This window comes from Rhizobium ruizarguesonis (genome assembly GCF_017357285.1).
Taxonomy (GTDB): domain Bacteria; phylum Pseudomonadota; class Alphaproteobacteria; order Rhizobiales; family Rhizobiaceae; genus Rhizobium; species Rhizobium ruizarguesonis.
The window spans coordinates 3,249,967-3,269,183 of the sequence record NZ_CP071678.1; the positions used below are offsets into that span (position 1 = coordinate 3,249,967).

General features: G+C 61.6%; 22 protein-coding genes and 2 pseudogenes. 11 read left to right on the plus strand and 13 right to left on the minus strand.

The genetic code is table 11. The annotated features are described in order from the left end of the window. Nucleotides 1-34: 34 nt before the first annotated feature. Nucleotides 35-787, minus strand: coding sequence for a nucleotidyltransferase domain-containing protein (locus tag J3P73_RS16150; protein WP_026171062.1), 753 nt, complete (start codon nucleotides 785-787; stop codon nucleotides 35-37). A 283-nt stretch (nucleotides 788-1,070) separates the two neighbouring features. Here J3P73_RS16150 and J3P73_RS16155 point away from each other — a divergent pair, with 283 nt between their 5' ends. Together J3P73_RS16155 and J3P73_RS16160 are read left to right on the plus strand one after the other, a co-directional pair. Next, nucleotides 1,071-1,766 carry a fumarylacetoacetate hydrolase family protein gene (locus J3P73_RS16155; RefSeq protein WP_018074271.1) on the plus strand — a complete coding sequence of 232 codons (696 nt, stop codon included), beginning with the start codon at nucleotides 1,071-1,073 and terminating at the stop codon, nucleotides 1,764-1,766. A 10-nt stretch (nucleotides 1,767-1,776) separates the two neighbouring features. Further along, the gene (locus J3P73_RS16160; RefSeq protein WP_018074270.1) at nucleotides 1,777-2,307 is read left to right on the plus strand and encodes a gamma carbonic anhydrase family protein; all 531 of its coding nucleotides are present in this window, start codon (nucleotides 1,777-1,779) and stop codon (nucleotides 2,305-2,307) included. A 49-nt stretch (nucleotides 2,308-2,356) separates the two neighbouring features. On the opposite strand, the gene J3P73_RS16165 is transcribed toward J3P73_RS16160, so the two are convergent. Beyond that, entirely contained in the window at nucleotides 2,357-3,067 is a 711-nt protein-coding gene (locus tag J3P73_RS16165; protein WP_130655860.1) for a methyltransferase family protein, read from the minus strand. A 226-nt stretch (nucleotides 3,068-3,293) separates the two neighbouring features. Beyond that, nucleotides 3,294-3,695 (minus strand): hypothetical protein, encoded by a 402-nt coding sequence (locus J3P73_RS16170; RefSeq protein WP_032980478.1) that lies wholly within the window; start codon nucleotides 3,693-3,695, stop codon nucleotides 3,294-3,296. A 330-nt stretch (nucleotides 3,696-4,025) separates the two neighbouring features. Here J3P73_RS16170 and J3P73_RS16175 point away from each other — a divergent pair, with 330 nt between their 5' ends. Continuing rightward, entirely contained in the window at nucleotides 4,026-4,397 is a 372-nt protein-coding gene (locus J3P73_RS16175; protein WP_130655861.1) for a hypothetical protein, read from the plus strand. A gap of 96 nt (nucleotides 4,398-4,493) precedes the next feature. Here J3P73_RS16175 and J3P73_RS16180 read toward each other — a convergent pair whose 3' ends face one another. The 3 genes and pseudogenes from J3P73_RS16180 to J3P73_RS16190 all read right to left on the minus strand — a co-directional run bounded on the left by J3P73_RS16180 (nucleotide 4,494) and on the right by J3P73_RS16190 (nucleotide 5,971). Beyond that, a complete protein-coding gene (locus J3P73_RS16180; protein ID WP_226306664.1) occupies nucleotides 4,494-4,946 on the minus strand; it encodes a DUF5071 domain-containing protein in 453 nt (150 codons plus the stop codon). Next, a pseudogene (locus J3P73_RS16185) lies at nucleotides 4,920-5,309 on the minus strand (ester cyclase); the annotation flags it as partial. The gene J3P73_RS16180 and the pseudogene J3P73_RS16185, both read right to left, overlap by 27 nt. Nucleotides 5,310-5,395: 86 nt before the next feature. Next, nucleotides 5,396-5,971 carry a transglutaminase-like cysteine peptidase gene (locus J3P73_RS16190; RefSeq protein WP_130655862.1) on the minus strand — a complete coding sequence of 192 codons (576 nt, stop codon included), beginning with the start codon at nucleotides 5,969-5,971 and terminating at the stop codon, nucleotides 5,396-5,398. Nucleotides 5,972-6,162: 191 nt separating this feature from the next. Between J3P73_RS16190 and J3P73_RS16195 the strand changes: the two genes are divergently transcribed. Beyond that, nucleotides 6,163-7,398, plus strand: a complete 1,236-nt coding sequence (locus J3P73_RS16195; protein WP_207579660.1) for a hypothetical protein — start codon at nucleotides 6,163-6,165, stop codon at nucleotides 7,396-7,398. 269 nt (nucleotides 7,399-7,667) lie between these two features. Here the strand turns inward: J3P73_RS16195 and J3P73_RS16200 are convergent, their stop codons facing one another. Genes J3P73_RS16200 through J3P73_RS16210 form a run of 3 tightly spaced genes read right to left on the minus strand, consistent with a single transcriptional unit; the run spans nucleotide 7,668 to nucleotide 9,767 of the window. Then, nucleotides 7,668-8,066 (minus strand): Fur family transcriptional regulator, encoded by a 399-nt coding sequence (locus J3P73_RS16200; protein ID WP_018074265.1) that lies wholly within the window; start codon nucleotides 8,064-8,066, stop codon nucleotides 7,668-7,670. 5 nt (nucleotides 8,067-8,071) lie between these two features. After that, nucleotides 8,072-8,878 carry a zinc ABC transporter permease subunit ZnuB gene (gene znuB / locus J3P73_RS16205; protein ID WP_130692185.1) on the minus strand — a complete coding sequence of 269 codons (807 nt, stop codon included), beginning with the start codon at nucleotides 8,876-8,878 and terminating at the stop codon, nucleotides 8,072-8,074. Further along, nucleotides 8,871-9,767, minus strand: a complete 897-nt coding sequence (locus tag J3P73_RS16210; RefSeq protein WP_130697739.1) for an ATP-binding cassette domain-containing protein — start codon at nucleotides 9,765-9,767, stop codon at nucleotides 8,871-8,873. The genes znuB and J3P73_RS16210 overlap by 8 nt, the downstream gene beginning before the upstream one ends. 102 nt (nucleotides 9,768-9,869) lie before the next feature. Here J3P73_RS16210 and J3P73_RS16215 point away from each other — a divergent pair, with 102 nt between their 5' ends. From J3P73_RS16215 to J3P73_RS16225, 3 genes and pseudogenes are all read left to right on the plus strand, one after another. Beyond that, a complete protein-coding gene (locus J3P73_RS16215; protein WP_130692189.1) occupies nucleotides 9,870-10,907 on the plus strand; it encodes a zinc ABC transporter substrate-binding protein in 1,038 nt (345 codons plus the stop codon). Between the two features lie 146 nt (nucleotides 10,908-11,053). Then, nucleotides 11,054-12,259, plus strand: a pseudogene (gene zigA, locus J3P73_RS16220) (zinc metallochaperone GTPase ZigA). Then, a complete protein-coding gene (locus J3P73_RS16225; RefSeq protein ID WP_024320853.1) occupies nucleotides 12,256-12,441 on the plus strand; it encodes a hypothetical protein in 186 nt (61 codons plus the stop codon). The pseudogene zigA and the gene J3P73_RS16225 overlap by 4 nt, the downstream one beginning before the upstream one ends. 66 nt (nucleotides 12,442-12,507) lie before the next feature. On the opposite strand, the gene J3P73_RS16230 is transcribed toward J3P73_RS16225, so the two are convergent. Next, entirely contained in the window at nucleotides 12,508-12,819 is a 312-nt protein-coding gene (locus J3P73_RS16230) for an RcnB family protein (RefSeq protein WP_018074259.1), read from the minus strand. A gap of 400 nt (nucleotides 12,820-13,219) precedes the next feature. Here J3P73_RS16230 and J3P73_RS16235 point away from each other — a divergent pair, with 400 nt between their 5' ends. Together J3P73_RS16235 and J3P73_RS16240 are read left to right on the plus strand one after the other, a co-directional pair. Next, nucleotides 13,220-13,603: a VOC family protein gene (locus J3P73_RS16235; RefSeq protein WP_130664821.1), complete on the plus strand. Its 384-nt coding sequence runs from the start codon at nucleotides 13,220-13,222 to the stop codon at nucleotides 13,601-13,603. A 178-nt stretch (nucleotides 13,604-13,781) separates the two neighbouring features. Beyond that, nucleotides 13,782-15,113 carry a hemolysin family protein gene (locus tag J3P73_RS16240; protein ID WP_018482886.1) on the plus strand — a complete coding sequence of 444 codons (1,332 nt, stop codon included), beginning with the start codon at nucleotides 13,782-13,784 and terminating at the stop codon, nucleotides 15,111-15,113. Here the strand turns inward: J3P73_RS16240 and chrA are convergent. Both chrA and J3P73_RS16250 read right to left on the minus strand, forming a co-directional pair. Continuing rightward, nucleotides 15,110-16,531: a chromate efflux transporter gene (chrA, locus tag J3P73_RS16245; RefSeq protein WP_024320851.1), complete on the minus strand. Its 1,422-nt coding sequence runs from the start codon at nucleotides 16,529-16,531 to the stop codon at nucleotides 15,110-15,112. The genes J3P73_RS16240 and chrA overlap by 4 nt on opposite strands. A gap of 1 nt (nucleotide 16,532) precedes the next feature. After that, nucleotides 16,533-17,348 carry a chromate resistance protein ChrB domain-containing protein gene (locus tag J3P73_RS16250; protein ID WP_130655868.1) on the minus strand — a complete coding sequence of 272 codons (816 nt, stop codon included), beginning with the start codon at nucleotides 17,346-17,348 and terminating at the stop codon, nucleotides 16,533-16,535. A gap of 391 nt (nucleotides 17,349-17,739) precedes the next feature. Here J3P73_RS16250 and J3P73_RS16255 point away from each other — a divergent pair, with 391 nt between their 5' ends. Next, nucleotides 17,740-18,048 (plus strand): hypothetical protein, encoded by a 309-nt coding sequence (locus J3P73_RS16255; RefSeq protein ID WP_018482883.1) that lies wholly within the window; start codon nucleotides 17,740-17,742, stop codon nucleotides 18,046-18,048. A gap of 264 nt (nucleotides 18,049-18,312) precedes the next feature. On the opposite strand, the gene J3P73_RS16260 is transcribed toward J3P73_RS16255, so the two are convergent. Then, a complete protein-coding gene (locus tag J3P73_RS16260) occupies nucleotides 18,313-18,615 on the minus strand; it encodes a hypothetical protein (protein WP_018482882.1) in 303 nt (100 codons plus the stop codon). Nucleotides 18,616-18,890: 275 nt separating this feature from the next. Here J3P73_RS16260 and J3P73_RS16265 point away from each other — a divergent pair, with 275 nt between their 5' ends. Continuing rightward, nucleotides 18,891-19,172 (plus strand): hypothetical protein, encoded by a 282-nt coding sequence (locus tag J3P73_RS16265; protein WP_130682067.1) that lies wholly within the window; start codon nucleotides 18,891-18,893, stop codon nucleotides 19,170-19,172. Nucleotides 19,173-19,217 lie beyond the last annotated feature (45 nt).

A 19,217-nucleotide genomic window follows, 5' to 3' on the forward strand; every position in this document is an offset into this window, starting at 1 on the left:
ATTTTCAAAATGCGGCAACGTCACCGATACCAAATTATTCCAGGCGGCGCGCTTCCAGCGGCGCGTCCTGCCTGAATCCCTCGAAATAGCGGCCGCCATGCAGGGCAAGCTCCCGATCGGCCAAAGCCAGGAACCGGGTGCCGTCACCCGCAGCCGCCAGACTGAACGCCGCGTCGAATTCGGCCGCCAATTGCGCGTCGAACTCCCTCATCAGACGGGGCGCCCACTTTCCCCGGCCAGCCCACACGCCACGTCCGAGAAGCATCAGGTCGGCGAGCTTCTGATAGAGCAGCGCGGCGATGGCGGCGATCTCTTCGGGTGGGCGCGTTCCTCGCAGATCGTCGGCCAGATCGGTGACCTGATAGCGCAACAAGTCGTAGTCTGCCCCGGCAAGAGGCTTGGGTCCTGCCGCCAGCATACTTGCCGCCTTTGCCTGGATGACGCGCGCGCTGTCGATATCCGATCCCATTATACAGCCCGTCGCGACCATGTTGGCCATGATGGGATAGCCGCTGTCGGCATCCTGATGGAGATAATGCGCCAGTGTCTGCGGATCGTGGACGAAGACCTCGACCGGGAAACCGTCCTCAGTGAACGATTCCCGCCAGGCTCTTTCGAGAGACGGGAACACGACGACCAGATCGATATCCGAAAAGGTGGTGCCTTCGCCGCGCATGATGGAACCCGCCGCATAGGCAAAAGCAGCCCCAACATAGCGGCTGGCGACACAGCGGCGGGCAGCGGCCAGAGCCCGCTCCGCAAGAATATTTTTCTGGATATCGTCCACGATCTCGTCCTCGAATGCGGGCGCGGGCGGGAACAAAAAACCCGCTCGTCACCGGCGGGTTGGTCTTAGCAGCTATGAACGGAATTCAGTTCAAGCGTCTACCACCCACCGCGGCGCGGTGGTCGTAGACGTCATCGAAATTGCAAAAATCCTGCTCATGACCAAGGTTAACCCGCGACTGTGACAGCGTCAATGCACCGAAGCCGGACGCCAAGGACGCTTCCCCGGCACGCCGATTTCCGTCTAAGATGGCGCAAGACTCGCAAACAGGAAGAGCCCGCCAATGTCCGATCCCGTCACCGTCATCCCGCTTCCGCAACCGGCGCTGCTGCCGGTCGAGGGCAGCGCCGAGCATTTTCCGGTGCGCCGCGTCTATTGCGTCGGGCGGAACTATGCAGACCATGCGATCGAGATGGGCCATGATCCCAGCCGCGAGCCCCCCTTCTTCTTCCAGAAGAATGCCGACAACTTGCTGCCGGCGGGCAAGGCTTTTCCCTACCCGCCGCTGTCATCAGACGTGCATTACGAGGTCGAGTGCGTGCTGGCGCTGAAATCGGGTGGCGCGAACATCAAGGCCGCGGACGCGCTCGACTGCATCTACGGCTATGCCGTCGGCATCGATTTCACCCGCCGCGATCTACAGGGCGAAGCAAAGAAGCTCGGTCGTCCCTGGGAGGTCGGCAAGGCCTTCGAACATTCCGCCCCTGTCTCGTCGATCATTCCGGCAAGCCGTCTCGGCCACCCCGCTGAAGGTAAGATCTGGCTGGAACAGAACGGCAAGCGCGTGCAGGACGGCGATCTCAACCAGATGATCTGGAAGGTGCCGGAGATCATCGCCGAACTGTCGAAGCTCTTCACTCTCGCGCCTGGCGATATCATTATGACCGGCACGCCCGCCGGCGTCGGCGCGGTGGCCAGGGGCGATCGCATCAATTGCGGCATCGACGGCGTCGCCACCCTATCGGTCGAGGTCGTCTGAGGAGAGAGCCATGCCCGTCTACGCGCTCGGCGGATTAACGCCGAAACTGCCCGCCACCGGCCTCTATTGGATCGCACCGGATGCCAACATCATCGGCCAGATCGAGCTCGGCGAGAATGTCGGCATCTGGTTCGGCGCCGTGCTGCGTGGCGATAACGAGAAGATCACCGTCGGCGAAGGTACCAACATCCAGGAAGGTGTGATGGCCCATACCGACATGGGCTTCCCGCTGACAACAGGCAAAGGCTGCACCATCGGCCACCACGCCATCCTTCACGGCTGCACCATCGGCAACAACACGCTGATCGGCATGGGCGCGACCATCCTGAATGGTGCGAAGATCGGCAACAACTGCCTCGTCGGCGCCAATGCGCTGGTCACCGAAGGCAAGGAATTCCCCGACAACTCCCTGATCGTCGGAGCGCCCGCCCGCGTCGTACGCGTGCTCGACGAGGCGGCGGCCGAGGCCATCCGCCGCTCGGCCGAGAGCTACATCGCCAACTGGCAACGCTTCGCGCGCGATCTCAGGCAGATCGGTTAATCGGGTAACGCGAGGCCAGTGGTCAGGCGTCCCGCCGCCCGCAAAGCGTTCACCACACGCCCGGAATCCAGCGCCAGCGTACACGCGCCATATAGTCGGCATAGCCTTCGAGCCCCCTGCGCAGTTCGGCTTCCTCGCCGAGCGTGCGGCCGAAGAGGACGATGATGAGCAGGCCGGCGGGGATCAGCGCGTAGAGCGATCCAAGCGACAGCGCCATGCCGACGCTGAGCACGATAGCGGTTGCGTATCCGGGATGGCGTATGGCGGCGTAGGGTCCCGTGTCGATTACCTTGTGGTCGCGGTCGGTCTGGATGCGCACCGTCGGCTCGAAATGCCGGTTGACCGATTGCGCCCAAGTTAGGCCGAGATAACCTGATGTCATCAGCAGATAGCCGATGAGGACGATCCAATCAGGCTGCGGCACCCAATGGAAACGCCCGTCGTCGAACGCGCCGACCGGAAGAATGGCGGCGAAGAGAATGATCGTCAGCGTCGCCACCACGGCGTCCCAGGGCCTGGTGCCTTTCTGATATCGGCTGCGCGCCGCAAACAGCTCCGGATTTGTCCGCCAGATCCAGATGATCGCGACACATGTCAGTGCAAGGAAGAGGCCGAGAAAGATCCAGCCACGCGGCCATTCGAGCGTGCCGGCCGGCCAGAATAGCGCGCCAAAGATCACGGCAATGGTGATGGCGAGCGCGCCGAGCGATGGCGCCGTCGCTGCGAACGAGTGATTGGGCCGAGTGTCCTGCTCTGTCATGACCGCTCTCCGTTCAACCGGGAACGAGCTGCCTGATCCCAACGGCTGCCACCTAAGTCTAACACCACCGCACCGGATTGAGGAGACGGACGCACCCGATGGCAGCGTAGCGAACGAAAGCTGCGCTTGATCGTCGCGACGCTTTTGCATCCAGCATTCGAGATGTCGGAGAAATTCTACCGTCGCCGCAATGATGGCTGAGGGCGGATTCCGGTAAAGAGCCGCCCTATTCGGCAGCTTCGAGAAACTGGCTGTTTCGCGAGGACGAGGCAAGAGCCTGAACCCTGGCTTCGGCCTTGGCGATCAGCTGATAGAATTCGTCCTGTGCTTCGACATCCAGCTGAATGACGGCATTGACGTCATCCGGCGTATCGCAAACGCAGGCGACCGCCGAAATGGGACAGATGCCGCCAGGATAACGCTTGCCGGTGCCCGTATAGGCGCGACGCCCCCAACGCTCGGAATAGACCGTCTCTTCCCGCTCAAGCTGCAGGATCGTTCCCTTGCAGGCGGTCACGATAGCCGCCTTGCCGTAGGCGAACCAGTGGTAGTTCAGCCTCCGGAGAATATATTTGCCGGTGATATCTTCGCCAGCCAGTTCGGCAGGGTTTTCAATCATTCTAATCATGACGGCTTCCTCAACGTTTAAACAATATCCGTCATGTCTTCGCGCGCAGCAAGTCAAAAAACGCTGCTTTTGGAGACACTTAGTCACAAAGTGTTTCCGATTCTTACATTAACCACGCGCCGATCACCCCCTTGTGCACACAATTCTTCGTCGAATTTCCCGCAACCTGCTACCGATTGCGTCATTGTCCGAGGTGGCAGTCACGTTAATGTCCCCTTGTGTTTTTCGGCGCGGGCTCGATATGTCTCCCTGATTGGTCCGAAGAACGCCCGTTTTTCATCCCCCGAAACGGCCGGCTGTTTCGCCAGGTGGTCACCGTAGGAGAATTTTATGGTCGACGCGATCAACCCCATCTCCGCCACCGCCCCGTCCGAGCCCACCAAGGTCGGCAACAGCACCTCGATCGGCTCCGAACCGGACAATGCCTGGGTCGCCGCCCGCCAGTCGCAGATCACGGCCGATCAGCTGGCAGCGAAGAGGGCCGTGGAGAAGGAAGCCGCAGCCGATCTCATTCCGCACGCGGATCTGATCGTCGACGACGAGGAGCATCCGCAAAAGCGGCACCGGCATGCGGCATCGGAAGAAGGGGAAGCGGCCGGCGAACAGGCGGAACAGCCGGTCTTGTCAGGCGAAAGCGATCGGATCGGCACCCGCAATTTCGACGACGACACGCCCTTCGGCGAGCGCGTCGCCATCATCTGATCAAAAGCGCACCAAAATCGCGCCTCCACATCACATTGATGGCATTCATCTTCAACTTGGCCCCGAGCAGACGATCAGCAACAGCGCTGCCGGAAGCTATGAATGCAAGCGCTGAAGCGCTTCACGTGCCAACTCGTCGACCCCTTCCAACTGGTCCGCCTTGCTCGGTTGATCCGCCAGCTTCCGGAGGTCGCCCTCAAGCGCTTCAACAACCTCCATCGACAGCTTTTCGACGATCAGTTGAAAGCAGAAATATTTTTGAGGGGAGTCATCTCCTCGGAGAACGCGCGACACCGGATCAACAATTGGCATTCCGAGTGTGACGAGAAAACGAGCCAGAGGTGGAGCAATAGGCCAGTTGCCGTCCGCGGTCCACGCCAGCAAGTCATCCAGGATCGGAGCGATCGCAGGATAACCAGCGCTCTCGATACCAGAAAGAGCGGCAACGTCGTGCTTGTCACGAGGGACGAGGCTCCTTGCATCGAACACGCCAATCACTCCATCTTGTTGGGCCTCTCCCCACCCCGAAAGCTGGTCTTCGATTGCCACTTTGTCGATGACCGACCAGACCTCGACGATCTTGCCGCCGCGAAATTCGTAGATGACGTTCTCGCTGAAGGCAACGCGCCGGCCGTTCACATCGAGACCGAGGAATTTTGCCTTCGGCCTGCAATCGAAGCCGAGCCGGCAGGCGATGTATGGCGGATCACAAAGGAGCATCAGCACCTTGAAATAGAGATCGGGAATCTCGTCGAAGTCCCGCTCGAGCATGGCGACGTAGCCCGACACCCCGAGCCGCCGGCCGTTATGAATCGCATCGTCGCCGACGAACTGCCCGAGATTGGGCCAGTCCTGCCTGTTCAGGCAGGCGATGTAGCCGCGATATATCTCCGCGAGTTCGGTTCTCGTCACGCGATCGTCCCTGGCTTGGGTTCTGCGACAAAGATAGCGCCGGCATCTGCACCTGCCAACGAGCGCGCCGCTTCGAGACTTTCAGTTCAGGAGAACTCGCCTGCGCGGGGACCCGCGAGCGTCACGCGCCAGCCCGTTCGCGATTGGAAATCCTGGGTGGCCAGAAACGTATAGCCCGTCGTGCGCCAGAGTCGCACGGCGCTGGTCAGATTGTCGAGCACATAATCGCCGCCGTCCGTCCGGGCAATGAGAACGACATGGTTTTGATCGTGCGGTCCAATCACCACGGAAAGCGCCAACCTGTTCGATGGAAAACCAGCTTCGATCAGGTCCTTCATCTTCTGGAGAGCGTAGTCCTCACAGTCCCCACGGCCGGCAACCGGCAGAGACCAAACATCCTTATTTCGGGAAGACGAACGATCCTCCGCGGGAATGATACGTCCATTTACGGCACGATTGACCTTTTGAAGAAGCGCTGTTCCTGCCTGATCATTCAGCTGTTGCGCCGCCATCCTGCCGCACAGCCACTTGTACTTGGCGCAGGCCGCAGCGAATCCCACGGGTGCGCCGATGCTTCGCGTCACAGGCAGCGATGATCCCGCAACAGCTTGAAAATGCAGCATAATGAATAAAAAGGCAGCAAGCGAAAAGAGACGCTTCATAGCCGATTCCCTTTAGTTGTTGCGAGACAATAACATAGGCACAATAAAATTTAGTAAAATTTTATACTTGCGAATTTAACTGTATTAGGCGAACTAGACAGATTAACCATCATCTATTCTTCGTGTTAATTTATTGTTAGTGTAAGAGTTCTCCCCATTAACATTCGGTTAACCTTGGGAGATGGATTGAAATGATCAGCAGAGCAGCGAAATTCAGCATCGCCGTTGCTTCCCTTCTGGCAAGCAGCAGCTTGGCAACGGCAGCCCCGGCAGTCGTTAATTGCAAGGCCGCAGTTCGCGGCACACTCGAATACAGACTGTGCATGCCGACCAGAGCAATTCAGTTCGATAGCAAGTTCAGTCCGAACGATAACGATCGCGGCAGCCAAAACATTGGCGGCGGCAAGAAGACATCCAGCACCGGCTCCGTCGCCAGCAATGGGAATGGTGGCGGTAATGGTAATGGCGACGGCAGCGGCAATGGCGACGGCAATGGCGACGGCAGCGGCAACGGCGACGGCAGCGGCGACAATGGCAGCGGCGACAATGGCGGAGAGGACGATCACGGCGGCAAGGGCCATGACCATCACGGCGGCAAGGGCCATGACCATCACGGCGGCGGCAAGGGCGGGAAAGATCACGGGCACGGCAAGGACGGTCCGGGCCACGGTGGAAAAGACAATCACGGCGGCAAGGACCGCGATCATCACGGCCACGACAAGGGCGGAAAAGATCACGATCACGGCAAGGGTGGCAAAGACGGTCCCGGCAAGGGCGGCAATGACGGTCCTGGCAAGGGTGGCAATGACGGTCCTGGCAAGGGCGGCAATGACGGCCCCGGCAAGGGCGGCAACGACGGTCCCGGCAAGGGCGGCAATGACGGTCCTGGCGAGGGTGGCAATGACGGTCCTGGCAAGGGCGGCAACGACGGCCCCGGCAAGGGCGGCAACGACGGTCCTGGCAAGGGCGGCAACGACGGTCCTGGCAAGGGCGGCAACGACGGTCCTGGCAAGGGCGGCAACGACGGTCCTGGCAAGGGCGGCAATGACGGCCCTGGCAAGGGCGGCAACGACGGCCCCGGCAAGGGCGGCAACGACGGCCCCGGCAAGGGCGGCAACGACGGCCCCGGCAAGGGCGGCAACGACGGTCCCGGCAAGGGCGGCAACGACGGTCCCGGCAAGGGCGGCAATGACGGTCCTGGCAAGGGCGGCAATGACGGTTCCGGCAAGGGCGGCAATGACGGCCCAGGCAAGGGTGGCTATGACGGTCCCGGCAAGGGAGGCAATGACGGTCCGGGCAAGGGCGGCAATGACGGCCCAGGCAAGGGCGGCAATGACGGCCCAAGCAAGGGCGGCAATGACGGCCCGGGCAAGGGCGGCAATGACGGCCCAGGCAAGGGTGGCAACGACGGTTCGCACGAAGGCTAAGCCGATCAGCGAAAAAACGTGAAGGGTGAGGCCGGTCTCCGGCCTCACCTTTTTTTGGAAGTGCCGTCGGGAAGGCCAGACGCAGGAGCGAGCCTGGCGGGATGACCCGGCGGGCTCGGCCATCACAATAGCCCGTCAGGCAATAATGTCCTTGGCCATCGAGCCTTCCGCGGCAGATCATGCCCACGATTGGATCGACACCCGCAAATCCGATGACGACACGCCTTTCGGTGAGCGCGAGGCGATCGTCTAGCGAATGCGAGCGAAGCTTACGCCGCGCAGGCCTCACACAACCCACGGATCTCGATCGTCGTCTTCTCGGGCTTGAACTTCTGGCCCCGCACCCATTCCATCAGCCGGTGGTCGACCTCGTGGTCGTGGAACTCCATCACCTGGCCGCAGCTTTCGCAGATGGCGAAGGCGACGATGCCGTGGCTGTGGCAGTCGTCGCCCGGATGGGCGCAGGCGACGAAGGAGTTGATGCTTTCAAGCCGGTGCACGACGCCGTATTCGAGCAGCTTCTCCAGCGCCCGGTAGACCTGTAGAGGCGCACGAAAACCGTGGTCGCGCAGCTTGTCGAGGATGGTGTAGGCGCTGAGCGGCCCTTCGGCCTTTTCGAGCACGTCGAAGACCAGCGACTGGTTCTTGGTCAATTGCGGTGTCGTCATGAGCCTTATCCTTGCATGACCGCGCGGTGGCGCCTGACGCGAAGCAGGCTGAGAATGAAGAGGATCAGCGCCGCAACCACGATCGAGGGGCCGGAGGGCGTGTCGTAGGTGAGCGAGCCGAACAGCCCGCCGACGACGGCCGCCGCTCCGATCAATGAGGCGAGCACCGCCATGATCTCCGGCGTCGGCGAGAAGCGCCGCGCCGCAGCCGCCGGAATGATCAGCAGCGAGGTGATCAGCATGATGCCGACGATCTTCATGGCAATGGCGATGACGACGGCCATCAGCAGCATGAAGAACAGCCGCGCCCGCTCCGGCTTCAGCCCCTCGGCCTCGGCGAGCTCGGCATTGACGGTCGCAGCCAAGAGTGGCCGCCAGAGCCAGGCCATTGCCACGAGCACGAACAGCCCACCGCCCCAGATCATCGCGATGTCAGTGGTGGAGACGGCGAGGATATCGCCGAACAGGAAGGCGATGAGATCGATCCGCACCCAGCTCATGAAGGCGACCATGACGAGGCCGATCGCCAGTGTCGCATGCGAGAGGATGCCGAGCAGCGCATCGGCCGACAGCGCCTGGCGTTTCTGCAGGAAGAGCAGCAGCACCGACACGAGCGCGGCGACGGCAAAGACAGCCAGTGTCAGGTTGAGTTCGAAGAGCAGCGACAGCGCCACACCGAGCAGCGCCGAATGGGCGATCGTATCGCCGAAATAGGCCATGCGCCGCCAGATGATGAAGCAGCCGAGCGGCCCCGTCGTCAGCGCCAGTCCGACGCCGGCAAGGATGGCGCGCACGAAGAAATCGTCAAGCATGGCGCTCTCCCTCCGCATGCACATGCGGATGGTCATGCTCGGCATGATCGTGATCATGACTATGGTCATGCGCATGATGGCCGTCGTCCGGATGGCAATGATCGGTCACCGTGCCGTCAGGATGCTGCACGCGACCGTCCGGCAGATGCGTATGGTCGTGGTGATGGCTGTACACCGCGAGCGTCTGCGCCGCCCGGCTGCCGAACAGGCGCACATATTCCGGGCTGCGGCTGACGGACTCAGGCGTGCCGCGGCAGCAGACATGGCCGTTCAGGCAGATGACCGTGTCGGTCTCGGCCATGACGACGTGGAGATCGTGCGAGATCAGCAGGATGCCGCAGCCGGTGGCGTTGCGGATCGACTTGATGAGGTCGTAGAGCGCGATCTCGCCAGCGAAATCCACCCCCTGCACCGGCTCGTCCAGCACCAGCAGATCCGGCTTGCGGGCAATGGCGCGCGCCATCAGCGCCCGCTGGAATTCGCCGCCGGAAAGGTGCTGCACCTCCGCATCGAGCATATGCGCCATGCCGGCCGCATCGAGTGCCGCAAGCATGTCGCGCTCCGGCAGTGGCCCGGTCAGCGTCATCAGCCGGCGCACCGAAAGCGGCAGCGTCCAATCGATCGAAAGCTTCTGCGGGACATAGCCGACCTTGAGGCCGGGCTTGCGCTCCACCCTGCCCTCGTCCGGCTTCAGCACGCCGATCGCCGCCTTGGCACTGGTCGACTTGCCCGAGCCGTTCGGCCCGATCAGCGTGACGATCTCGCCGCGCGAAACGGAAAAATCGATGCCGCGCACCAGCCAGCGGCCATTGCGCAGGATGCCGACATCTTCAAGCGAAACCAGCGGCTCGGCCCTGATACCAGCGGGAGTCTTTGCGGGAGAGAGCATCAAATTTTCCGAAAGTGCTGTTGCGTCCTGCTATTGCACACGTTATAGCATAACGCAATTGATGTAATAACATAACAATTGCAATTCAAGCGGAGCATATTGATGAAACGTGCGAAGGGGCCTGCCCTTAAAATCCTGGCCCTCAGAATGCCGGCCCTCGCAATCCCGGTCTTGGCGATCCCCGCCCTTCTCTTCGCCGGCACTATGCGAGCAGCCGACGCGCCTGTCGTCGTCACCTCGATCAAACCGATCCATTCGCTGGTGTCGGCGATCATGCAGGGTGTCGGCGAACCCGAGTTGATCGTCGATGGCGCGGCCTCCCCGCATACCTACAATCTGAAGCCATCGAATGCCCGCGCTTTGCAGAACGCCAAGGTGATTTTCTGGGTCGGCCCGGGCCTCGAGGCCTTTCTCGAAAAGCCGCTGCAGGCGCTCGGTCGGGATGCCAGCATCGCCGAACTCGACAATGCTCCCGGCCTCGTCAAGCTGCCCTTCCGCGAAGGCGGCGCCTTCGAACCGCATGATGACGGCGACGAGCACGACAGTGCTTCCGCCACCCCAGAGCACGAACACGATCACGCCGAAGCCACGCATGGCGCCGAAGCTGACCACGACCACGGCACATTCGACACGCATCTCTGGCTCGACCCGATGAACGCCAAGGCCATGGCGGCCATGATCACCACGACACTGGTCGCCGCCGATCCTGCCAATGCACTGACCTATCAGGGCAACGCCAGGGCGCTGGATGACCGGCTGGATGCGCTCGACACCGAGCTCAAGGGTATCGTCGCTCCCGTCAAGGGCAAGCCCTTCATCGTCTTCCACGACGCCTATCAGTATTTCGAGCACCGCTACGGCATCCGCGTCGCCGGCTCGATCACCGTCAGCCCGGAAACTATTCCCGGCGCCGAGCGTGTTTCGGATATCCACCGCAAGGTCGGCGAACTCGGCGCCACCTGCGTCTTTGCCGAACCGCAGTTCGAGCCGCGCCTCGTCAACGTCGTCATCGAAGGCACAAGCGCCAAGTCAGGCGTACTCGATCCCGAAGCGGCAACACTGAAGGCCGGCCCCGATCTCTACTTCACCCTTATGCGCGGCATCGCCAACAGCATGAAGGACTGCCTCTCCAGCGCATGACACTCATCCGCGGCTCTGCGTGTCCTGCCGGACACGCGACGCTCCGGAGAGAGCTGAGGCGGAAAGAGGCGGACAACCCCATTCCGCCTTTTTTCGACACACTGCACGTACTGATATAACATTAAATAAGATCTTATGAGGTTCCTATGGACAACAGACTTCCCGTCACGGTCCTTTCAGGCTTCCTCGGTGCCGGCAAGACGACGCTGCTCAACCATGTGCTGACCAATCGCGAAGGCTTACGCGTCGCGGTCATCGTCAACGACATGAGCGAGGTGAATATCGATGCCGCCCTGGTGCGCGACGGCGGCGCCAACCTCTCCCGCACCGAGGAGCAGCTTGTCGAGATGACCAATGGCTGCATCTGCTGCACGCTGCGCGACGATCTGCTGAAGGAGGTGCGCTAGCTCGCCGATCAGGGCCGCTTCGATTACCTCCTGATCGAATCCACAGGCATCGCCGAGCCCCTGCCCGTCGCCACCACCTTCGAATTCCGCGATGAGAACGGGCAAAGCCTCTCGGATGTGGCAAGGCTGGATACGATGGTGACCGTCGTCGACGCCGCCAATCTGCTTGCCGATTATGCCTCGGCCGATTTCCTCGCCGACCGCGGTGAAACGGCAGGCGACGGCGACAACAGAACCATCGTCCACCTGCTGGTCGAGCAGATCGAATTCGCCGATGTCGTGGTGCTGAACAAGATCGGCACGGCAGCCAAGGAGGAGCGCGACGCCGCGCGCAAGATCATTACCGGCCTCAACCCGGATGCACGGCTGATCGAGGTGGATTTCGGCAAGGTCGCCCTGAAAGACGTGCTCGGCACCGGCCGCTTCGATATAGACAGGGCCGAGACCCATCCGCTCTGGTACAAGGAACTGCACGGCTTCCGCGACCACGTGCCGGAGACCGAGGAATACGGCATCCGCTCCTTCGTCTATCGCGAGAAGCGGCCCTTCCATCCGGCAAAGCTGCAGGCCTTCCTCGACAGCGCATGGCCGGGCGTCGTGCGCGCCAAGGGCTTCTTCTGGCTGGCGACGCGCCCGCACCATGTCGGCGAGATCAGCCAGGCGGGCGCGATCGTGCGCACCGGCAAGATGGGCCTCTGGTGGGCGGCCGTGCCGCGCGAACAATGGCCGGAGGAACCGGCCTTCATGCGCGCCATCGGCCCCTATCTCGACCCCGTCTGGGGCGACCGCCGCCAGGAAATCGTCTTCATCGGTGCCGATCCGATGGACGAAGCCTGGATCAGGAAGGAACTCGACGCCTGTCTTATCAGGACAGATGCCTTCGTGCCCGAGCGCTGGCGCGACCTGCCCGATCCTTTCGCCAACTGGAACAGGCAAGCGGCATGAAGGCGAAGACAATCAAACGTTATCTCTGCGTCTGCACCGAATGCGAGCCGCTACCGCCGATCGAAGGGCTTCGTCCCGAAACCGTCGAGGCAACAGGCGAACGGCCCGATCGGCAGCGACGATCCGGCGGCCTATTCCGAAGCCTCGCCGAGCGCATCGTTCCCTTCAGGAAGCCCTCCTGACGAGAGATTCACCTGCGGCAAACGAAAAGGGCGGTCGAAGCCGCCCTCTTCTCGTTCATCTGCCGGTCAGCGACCGGCAATAACGCTGGAGACGATGCCGCTGGTAACGCCGATCAGCAGGTAGTCGTTATCGGCCCGCACCCAGCGATAACCGCGGGGCGGAGGCGCCAGCCGGTAGCGGCGGTAGTCGTTGACATCGGAGAACCGGCGACGTTCGCTGGCATTGACGCGGTATCCCTTTTTCCAGTGCGACCGGACGACCACCTTCTTCTGCACGACAACGTGGGGACGGCGATGATCGTCGGCGCTGGCTTGGGAAACAACCATCGGGGACAGAAGGAAGGAGGCGGAAAGAAGAGCTGCAAAAATCTTTTTCATGTGGGGTTCCTCGTGTTGGGCACGAGAGCAAACTAGGGTCGAAAAGATGAACTGAAACTGAAATAAAAATTAAACTTTTGTAATGAAATCCAATAGCTACGGGTCGAAGCTTATATTTTAGCTTAAGCTTATACACGGTGATCGAGGTTTTGGCGCGGCCGGCTGGCTTCGTCCTCTGAAGCCCTTCGGCCTTGGCTGCTCATCGCCTAGAAGGCGCGGCCGTGGAGGGTTGTCCTGCTGCTGGCGGTAGGCGGCATGCTCTCGATTCGATCAAGTCTCGCCCAAAGGTGCTCAGCGATTTGGCATAACGAGATGCATAAAAAACTTGAAACGGGCGCATAATCGAGTTTCGAAGCGACGCATCCAGATCAAGACAACGAAGACCACAATGGAGGAAAACATGCCTGGTATCAGCATGCGCTACATCGTCGACGACGTCGACGCCGCAGTGGAATTCTACACGAGACATCTCGGCTTCTCCGTCGCACTTCGTCCCGCGTCGAGTTTCGCCATCCTGACCAAGGACGGATTTCGTCTGTTCGTCAGCGGCATGACGGGACCCGGCGGAGCATCTCAAGCAATGCCAGATGGGAGAAAGCCGGAGCCCGGCGGTTGGAATCGCATCCAGATCGAGGTCAAGGACTTGGAAGCAGACGTCGCCGCGCTGCGTCAGGCCGGTGCGCGTTTCCGCAACGAGATCGTGCAGGGCATAGGCGGCAAGCAAATCCTGCTCGACGATCCGGCCGGAAACCCGATCGAGCTCTTCGAAGCACCCAAGCGGTGAATGGCGCGACGCCGGTCATGCGGTTGCCATGCATTTGCGGTCATCCGCAAACCAACGCAGTATTTCGATCACGGCAGCTGGCGTCGGCATCTCTCGCCGCGAGACTGGCCGGAACGCCTTGCCACCAGTGTGCGAGCGTGTAGTTTCGGATTCCTATCAATTCGAAGGCAGGGAAAACATGTCCGATTCCGCCGGCGGGCTCTCCGACTATATCGGGATACTAGCCGTGTTTCTTCTCGTCGCCGCCAATGGCTTCTTCGTTGCCGCCGAATTCGCCCTGGTGTCGGTCAGGCGTAGCCGCGTCGCCGAACTCGCTGCGGCAGGCCGCATGAACGCCTCAGCACTTCAGCGCGCCGTTGACAATCTCGACTCCAACCTTGCAGCCACCCAGCTCGGCATCACCATCTCGTCGCTCGCCCTCGGCTGGGTTGGCGAACCGGCGCTTGCCCACCTGATCGAGCCGCTGTTATCATGGCTGCCTGGGCAATGGGCGACGGCGGGCGCGCATACTGTTGCCGTCGTCATCGCCTTCGTCATCATCACAGCACTTCATATCGTGCTCGGCGAGCTCGCACCCAAGAGCCTAGCGCTTCAACGCAGCGAAGCCACTTCACTTGCCGTTGTGCGTCCGCTCGGTCTGTTCCTGGTGCTGTTTAAGCCGGCGATCTTTGTTCTGAACGGCATGGGCAACCTCGTGCTGCGGGGTGTGGGTCTTCGCGCCGGAACCGGCGAATCGTCGTTCCATTCGCCGCAGGAGCTCAAGCTGCTAGTTGCCGAGAGCCAGGAGGCCGGCCTTCTCAACCAGGTGCAGCAGCAGCTCGTCGAACGGGTGTTCAACATCGGCGACAGACCGATCTCCGACATCATGACCCCGCGTCTCGATATCGAGTGGTTCGACGCCGACGACAGCGAGGCCGAGATCCTGAAGACCATCCGCGAATGCAGCCACGAACAATTGCTGGTCGCCCGCGGCTCGATCGACGAGCCGATCGGCATGGTCTTGAAGAAGGACCTTCTCGATCAGGTTCTCGACGGCGGCAAGGTCCGGCCGATGGAGGTGATCAAGCAGCCGCTGGTGCTGCATGAGGGCACCTCGGTCGTCCGCGTGCTCGACAGCTTCAAGGCCTCACCCGTTCGCCTTGCCATCGTCATCGACGAATATGGCAGCCTCGAAGGCATCGTCACCCAGACCGACCTGCTCGAAGCCATCGCCGGCGACCTGCCAGGATCCAACGAAGAGCCCGACATCGTCGTCAGGGAAGACGGGTCGCTCTTGATCGATGCGATGATGCCGGCCTTCGACGCCTTCGAACGGCTGGGCCTGCGCGATCGTCCGGATGCTGATTTCCATACGCTGGCGGGGTTTGCGCTGCATCAACTCCAGCACATCCCCGAAGCCGGTGAAACCTTCGTCTTCGACAACTGGCGCTTCGAAGTGCTCGACATGGATGGCATGCGTATCGACAAGATGCTCGCGACGCGCATTTCAGCGGACGGGGCGGAAGCCTAGCCGACCACCAGCGTCCAGAGCATCCCTGCGGCCGCGCAGGCTAGCAGCGTCGCGATCACGGAAGCCTTGAAGCGGAAGATCGCTATCGCCGCGGCGGCAGACAGCGCCATTGCCGCCGGCACGGCCGATTGCAGCACGGGGATATCGAGCCGCAAGCCGCCAAGGTGGACGGTCGCAACCTCGGCAAACAGCGTGTGCAAGGCAAACCAGATAGCGAGGTTGAGGATGACCCCGACCACCGCCGCTGTTATGGCCGACATCGCGCCGGCAAGCGCGATGTTGCCGCGCAGTTTTTCGATGAACGGCGCACCGAGGAAGATCCAGAGGAAACAGGGCACGAAGGTGACCCAACTCGTCAGGATCGCCGCAAGGGTTGCAGCAAGCATCGGGTTCAGCGCTCCCGGATCGCGGTAGGCGCCCATGAAGCCGACGAACTGGACGACCATGATCAATGGCCCCGGCGTCGTCTCGGCCATGCCGAGACCATCCAGCATCTCGCCGGGTTTCAGCCAGCCGAAATGCTGCACGGCCTCCTGCGCGACATAGGCAAGCACGGCATAGGCCCCGCCGAAGGTGACGACCGCCATCTTGCTGAAGAACAGGCCGATCTCGGTAAAGACGTTGTCAGCACCGAAGGTTGTGTAAAGTGCCGCGAGCGGAGCGAGCCAGAGAGCAAGCAGCACGGCCGAGATTCGCAGCGACCACGCAAGATTCGGGCGCGCATGCGTCGGTATGCCCTCGCCGAGCGCCGACTCGGCGTCCGACAGTGTCGCGCCGTTTCCGGCCTTGTGGCCGCCGCCCGTCCGGAAGGCGGCAAGCCCGAACCTGCCGCCGAGGAAGCCCGCAATGCCGGCGGTAAGCACGATCAGCGGGAACGGGACATGGAGAAAGAAGATGGCGACGAAGGCCGCGGCCGCGATACCGACCATGAGGCGATTCTTGAGCGCGCGGCCGCCAATGCGGATGACGGCCTGCACGACGACGGCGAGCACCGCTGCCTTCAGCCCGAAGAACAGACCCGCGACGATGCCGACGTTGCCATAGGCGGCGTAGATATAGCTGAGACAGAGGATCGATAGGAAGCCCGGCAACACGAACAGCAGGCCGGCGACGAGACCGCCCACTGTACGGTGCATCAGCCAGCCGATATAGATGGCGAGTTGCTGCGCCTCGGGTCCGGGGAGCAGCATGCAATAGTTCAGCGCATGCAGAAAACGGTGCTCACCGATCCATCGCTTCTCGTCGACGATGATCCGGTGCATCACGGCAATCTGGCCGGCGGGGCCGCCGAAACTCAGGGCGGCGACGCGCAGCCACACCTTGAAGGCCTCGCCAAACGAGACGCCGTGATGATGCTCCTCTCCCGCGTCCTCCTCCGCCGTTTTGCCGCCGGGCGCATTATCCGTCATCTCGACCATCTCATGCCCTCTTCTTCGGCGCCGGCCAATTGTGGGTTTCCTCGGTCGCATCGCGGCACCAGCGGAAGAAGGCGTCGTAGAGAAGCATCCCGGCCTCGAGTTGCTCCAGATCGTCGGAATACATCCTGGAGAGGCCGAGCGATGCCGCAAGCAGGCCCGCCGCCTCAGGCGCGAGGTCGAGCCTTGCGGTATCCGCCGCCCTGACGATCCGCGCCAGGCGCAGAAGCGGTTCCGAAGCCAGCCCGAACTCCTCGATCATCACGTCGAAGGTACAGAGCTCGTCGCGATGGCTCCAGAACACATCCTCGATATCGAAGGGCGTCGCCCCGAAACGCTCGCCGACGGCCAAAACCTCGGGCGTTGGCACGAACAGGAACACGGCGTTCGGATCGACGAAGCGCCGGATCAGCCAGGGACAGGCGATACGATCGATCTTCGGCCGCGCGCGCGTCACCCAGACGGTGCGCTCTTCAGCGTCGCGTTGCGGCAGCTTTGCATCGGGCACAGCCGGTCCGCCCGCGATCCACGCCTCGAAGCCACCTTCGAGGCTTTCCGCGTCGATCCCGGCATGGCGGAGATAGGCGGCAACACCATGACTGAGCTTGCCGCCTCTCTGGCATACCACGACGACGGCTTCGGCATCGACGCCGCCAACCCAGGACGCGACATCGGCATGGGCGCGCCGGATCGAGCCCGGCACCAGGCGTGGATCGAGCGCGAAGTCCTCCTCCGTGCGCACGTCGATAATGACGGGAGCCCCAGGTGTCCCGATGAGGCGGCTGAGCTTTTCAGGTGAGATTTCTAGAAATGACGGCATGACGCGTCCCTCCGTTGATCGGTTTTACTGGACGCGATTCTTCAGCATGACGCCTCGTGGGGTGATCGCGACCCCATGGCCAAACCATGCGCAAACAGACCCCGTCGTGTCAAGCGCATTACGCCATGGCGGCTTGCCGTCCGCGGCAGCGGCCTGCCATCCACCACGCCACCCGATCAGCCGGCAGCTCTTCCACCGGGTCTCTGCCGGTCGCCTCCAGGCGAGCCGGCAGGCAGATAAGAGGTGAGCGGCAAAGCCACGAATGCACGGAGCGCCAGTAACGAGCTGGAATGAAGAGTAGGAAAACCCAATCAGCACAAGCGCTTCGGCCCAGAACGGAACAAAATGCCCACTTCGGCATTCTTCTCTCACCGAAAGAGGAGAAAGTACCATGACGTACGACCCCAATAATGCCAACGACCCGAACCGCCCGCTGAACCCAAATCTGGATCTGCGCACCACGCCGAGCGCGCGCAGCAATAATACGTGGGTTGTCTGGGCCGCTGCATTGGCCGTGATCGCTGTCGCTGCATTCGCCTATTCGCAGTGGAGCACCCCCGGCACATCCCCGGACACGACAGCTTCCACGACCCAATCCGAGCCGGCGCCGGCCAAGCCGATCGCTCCGACCGACAACAGCGCTACGCCCGCACCGGCACCAGCACCGGCCACTCCGCCGGCTGCCCCGGCACAGCAGTAATCGCTGCTCGGCCAGAAGAAGCCGGCCCAGTGCCGGCTTCCTTCCAGCCGCGAGCTCTTGAAGTTTTTTAAGAAAACCCTACTTAAGGGATACTAAATCCGTCTCTGACGGCTGACCACGGAGGTACTGGCAGCCGTTATCGAGACTGATCGAGGAAGGTCGGTGCTTGACCTCGTCATCTATCCCGAACAGGCATTCAAGCTGGCGGCATGATCGAAGAAATTCAAGGTCATCGCTTCGTCCTGGCAACGCCTGGATCCGATATTATTTGGGAATCCTGTTATAGAAGGACTGCGGATCGTACACGCACTCGTAGTCGAGCAGGCAAAGCTTGCCATTGCCATCCCTCACCCTTGCGGTGTCGTACTTGTCGCCGAGATTACACCTGGCCGGCGGATAACGGAAGCTGCGGCCGCCAAAGCCCATCCGCACAAAAACCGCCTTGTCCTTGCGGATGATCTGCGCAAGCTCTTCGCAACTGTGATCCCTGGCATTGACCTCCACCGCCTCGACGGCCAGAGCGACGGACGGAAACAATAGTGCGACGGCCAGAACAACGCTTTTCATGGAAACTCCTGAATGTGAGAGAGCGAAGTTAGGGCATCGCACTCCATGCTGCCAGTCCAGAAACCCTCCGAACTGTACGCCTGAGCACAGCCGCACTCTCCGGGCACCCTTCAGAAATCAGCTTCGCACGGGCTCTTCGAAGGCAGCGAAGTCCAGATGGGCGAGGCACTCCTTCGCTACTGCTTCGGCGAGGGCATCGCAACGTCCCGATCCATTAAGATATTTGGTCTACGCTGCCGGCGATGAAACCGACGTTTGGGCGCAGACACCTTGCATTGCCGGAGCCGGAGCGGACAAGAACCGTTCCGACACAGAAGGTCGATGCGTCACCCGCCAGAAGCTTCGATTGGCCGAAAATCAGGCGTTACACCAAAAACGCGACCCTGGCCCTCCTGATCTCGATCAAACTTGCGGTTGTGATTATTTACGTCCTCAGACTGAACGCCTCGCATTCCTTCCAGGAATACACACCGCCGATAGCAATGATGGCGGCACTGTCGTTTTTCATCGTCGCAGCTCTCTGGCTCGCCGGCATGAAACTGAGCGGCAGCGATTGAGGTAACCTCGGTTGGCGCCGTCTGAAGTTGACCGCCGCCCGCACT

What these genes read in the sequence shown, in the direction of transcription:
- J3P73_RS16155 (WP_018074271.1), top strand. Translation starts at nt 1,071, where the DNA reads ATGTCCGATCCCGTCACCGTCATCCCGCTTCCGCAACCGGCGCTGCTG.
- J3P73_RS16160 (WP_018074270.1), top strand. Translation starts at nt 1,777, where the DNA reads ATGCCCGTCTACGCGCTCGGCGGATTAACGCCGAAACTGCCCGCCACC.
- J3P73_RS16165 (WP_130655860.1), bottom strand. Translation starts at nt 3,067, where the DNA reads ATGACAGAGCAGGACACTCGGCCCAATCACTCGTTCGCAGCGACGGCG.
- J3P73_RS16170 (WP_032980478.1), bottom strand. Translation starts at nt 3,695, where the DNA reads ATGATTAGAATGATTGAAAACCCTGCCGAACTGGCTGGCGAAGATATC.
- J3P73_RS16175 (WP_130655861.1), top strand. Translation starts at nt 4,026, where the DNA reads ATGGTCGACGCGATCAACCCCATCTCCGCCACCGCCCCGTCCGAGCCC.
- J3P73_RS16190 (WP_130655862.1), bottom strand. Translation starts at nt 5,971, where the DNA reads ATGAAGCGTCTCTTTTCGCTTGCTGCCTTTTTATTCATTATGCTGCAT.
- J3P73_RS16195 (WP_207579660.1), top strand. Translation starts at nt 6,163, where the DNA reads ATGATCAGCAGAGCAGCGAAATTCAGCATCGCCGTTGCTTCCCTTCTG.
- J3P73_RS16200 (WP_018074265.1), bottom strand. Translation starts at nt 8,066, where the DNA reads ATGACGACACCGCAATTGACCAAGAACCAGTCGCTGGTCTTCGACGTG.
- znuB (WP_130692185.1), bottom strand. Translation starts at nt 8,878, where the DNA reads ATGCTTGACGATTTCTTCGTGCGCGCCATCCTTGCCGGCGTCGGACTG.
- J3P73_RS16210 (WP_130697739.1), bottom strand. Translation starts at nt 9,767, where the DNA reads ATGCTCTCTCCCGCAAAGACTCCCGCTGGTATCAGGGCCGAGCCGCTG.
- J3P73_RS16215 (WP_130692189.1), top strand. Translation starts at nt 9,870, where the DNA reads ATGAAACGTGCGAAGGGGCCTGCCCTTAAAATCCTGGCCCTCAGAATG.
- J3P73_RS16225 (WP_024320853.1), top strand. Translation starts at nt 12,256, where the DNA reads ATGAAGGCGAAGACAATCAAACGTTATCTCTGCGTCTGCACCGAATGC.
- J3P73_RS16230 (WP_018074259.1), bottom strand. Translation starts at nt 12,819, where the DNA reads ATGAAAAAGATTTTTGCAGCTCTTCTTTCCGCCTCCTTCCTTCTGTCC.
- J3P73_RS16235 (WP_130664821.1), top strand. Translation starts at nt 13,220, where the DNA reads ATGCCTGGTATCAGCATGCGCTACATCGTCGACGACGTCGACGCCGCA.
- J3P73_RS16240 (WP_018482886.1), top strand. Translation starts at nt 13,782, where the DNA reads ATGTCCGATTCCGCCGGCGGGCTCTCCGACTATATCGGGATACTAGCC.
- chrA (WP_024320851.1), bottom strand. Translation starts at nt 16,531, where the DNA reads ATGGTCGAGATGACGGATAATGCGCCCGGCGGCAAAACGGCGGAGGAG.
- J3P73_RS16250 (WP_130655868.1), bottom strand. Translation starts at nt 17,348, where the DNA reads ATGCCGTCATTTCTAGAAATCTCACCTGAAAAGCTCAGCCGCCTCATC.
- J3P73_RS16255 (WP_018482883.1), top strand. Translation starts at nt 17,740, where the DNA reads ATGACGTACGACCCCAATAATGCCAACGACCCGAACCGCCCGCTGAAC.
- J3P73_RS16260 (WP_018482882.1), bottom strand. Translation starts at nt 18,615, where the DNA reads ATGAAAAGCGTTGTTCTGGCCGTCGCACTATTGTTTCCGTCCGTCGCT.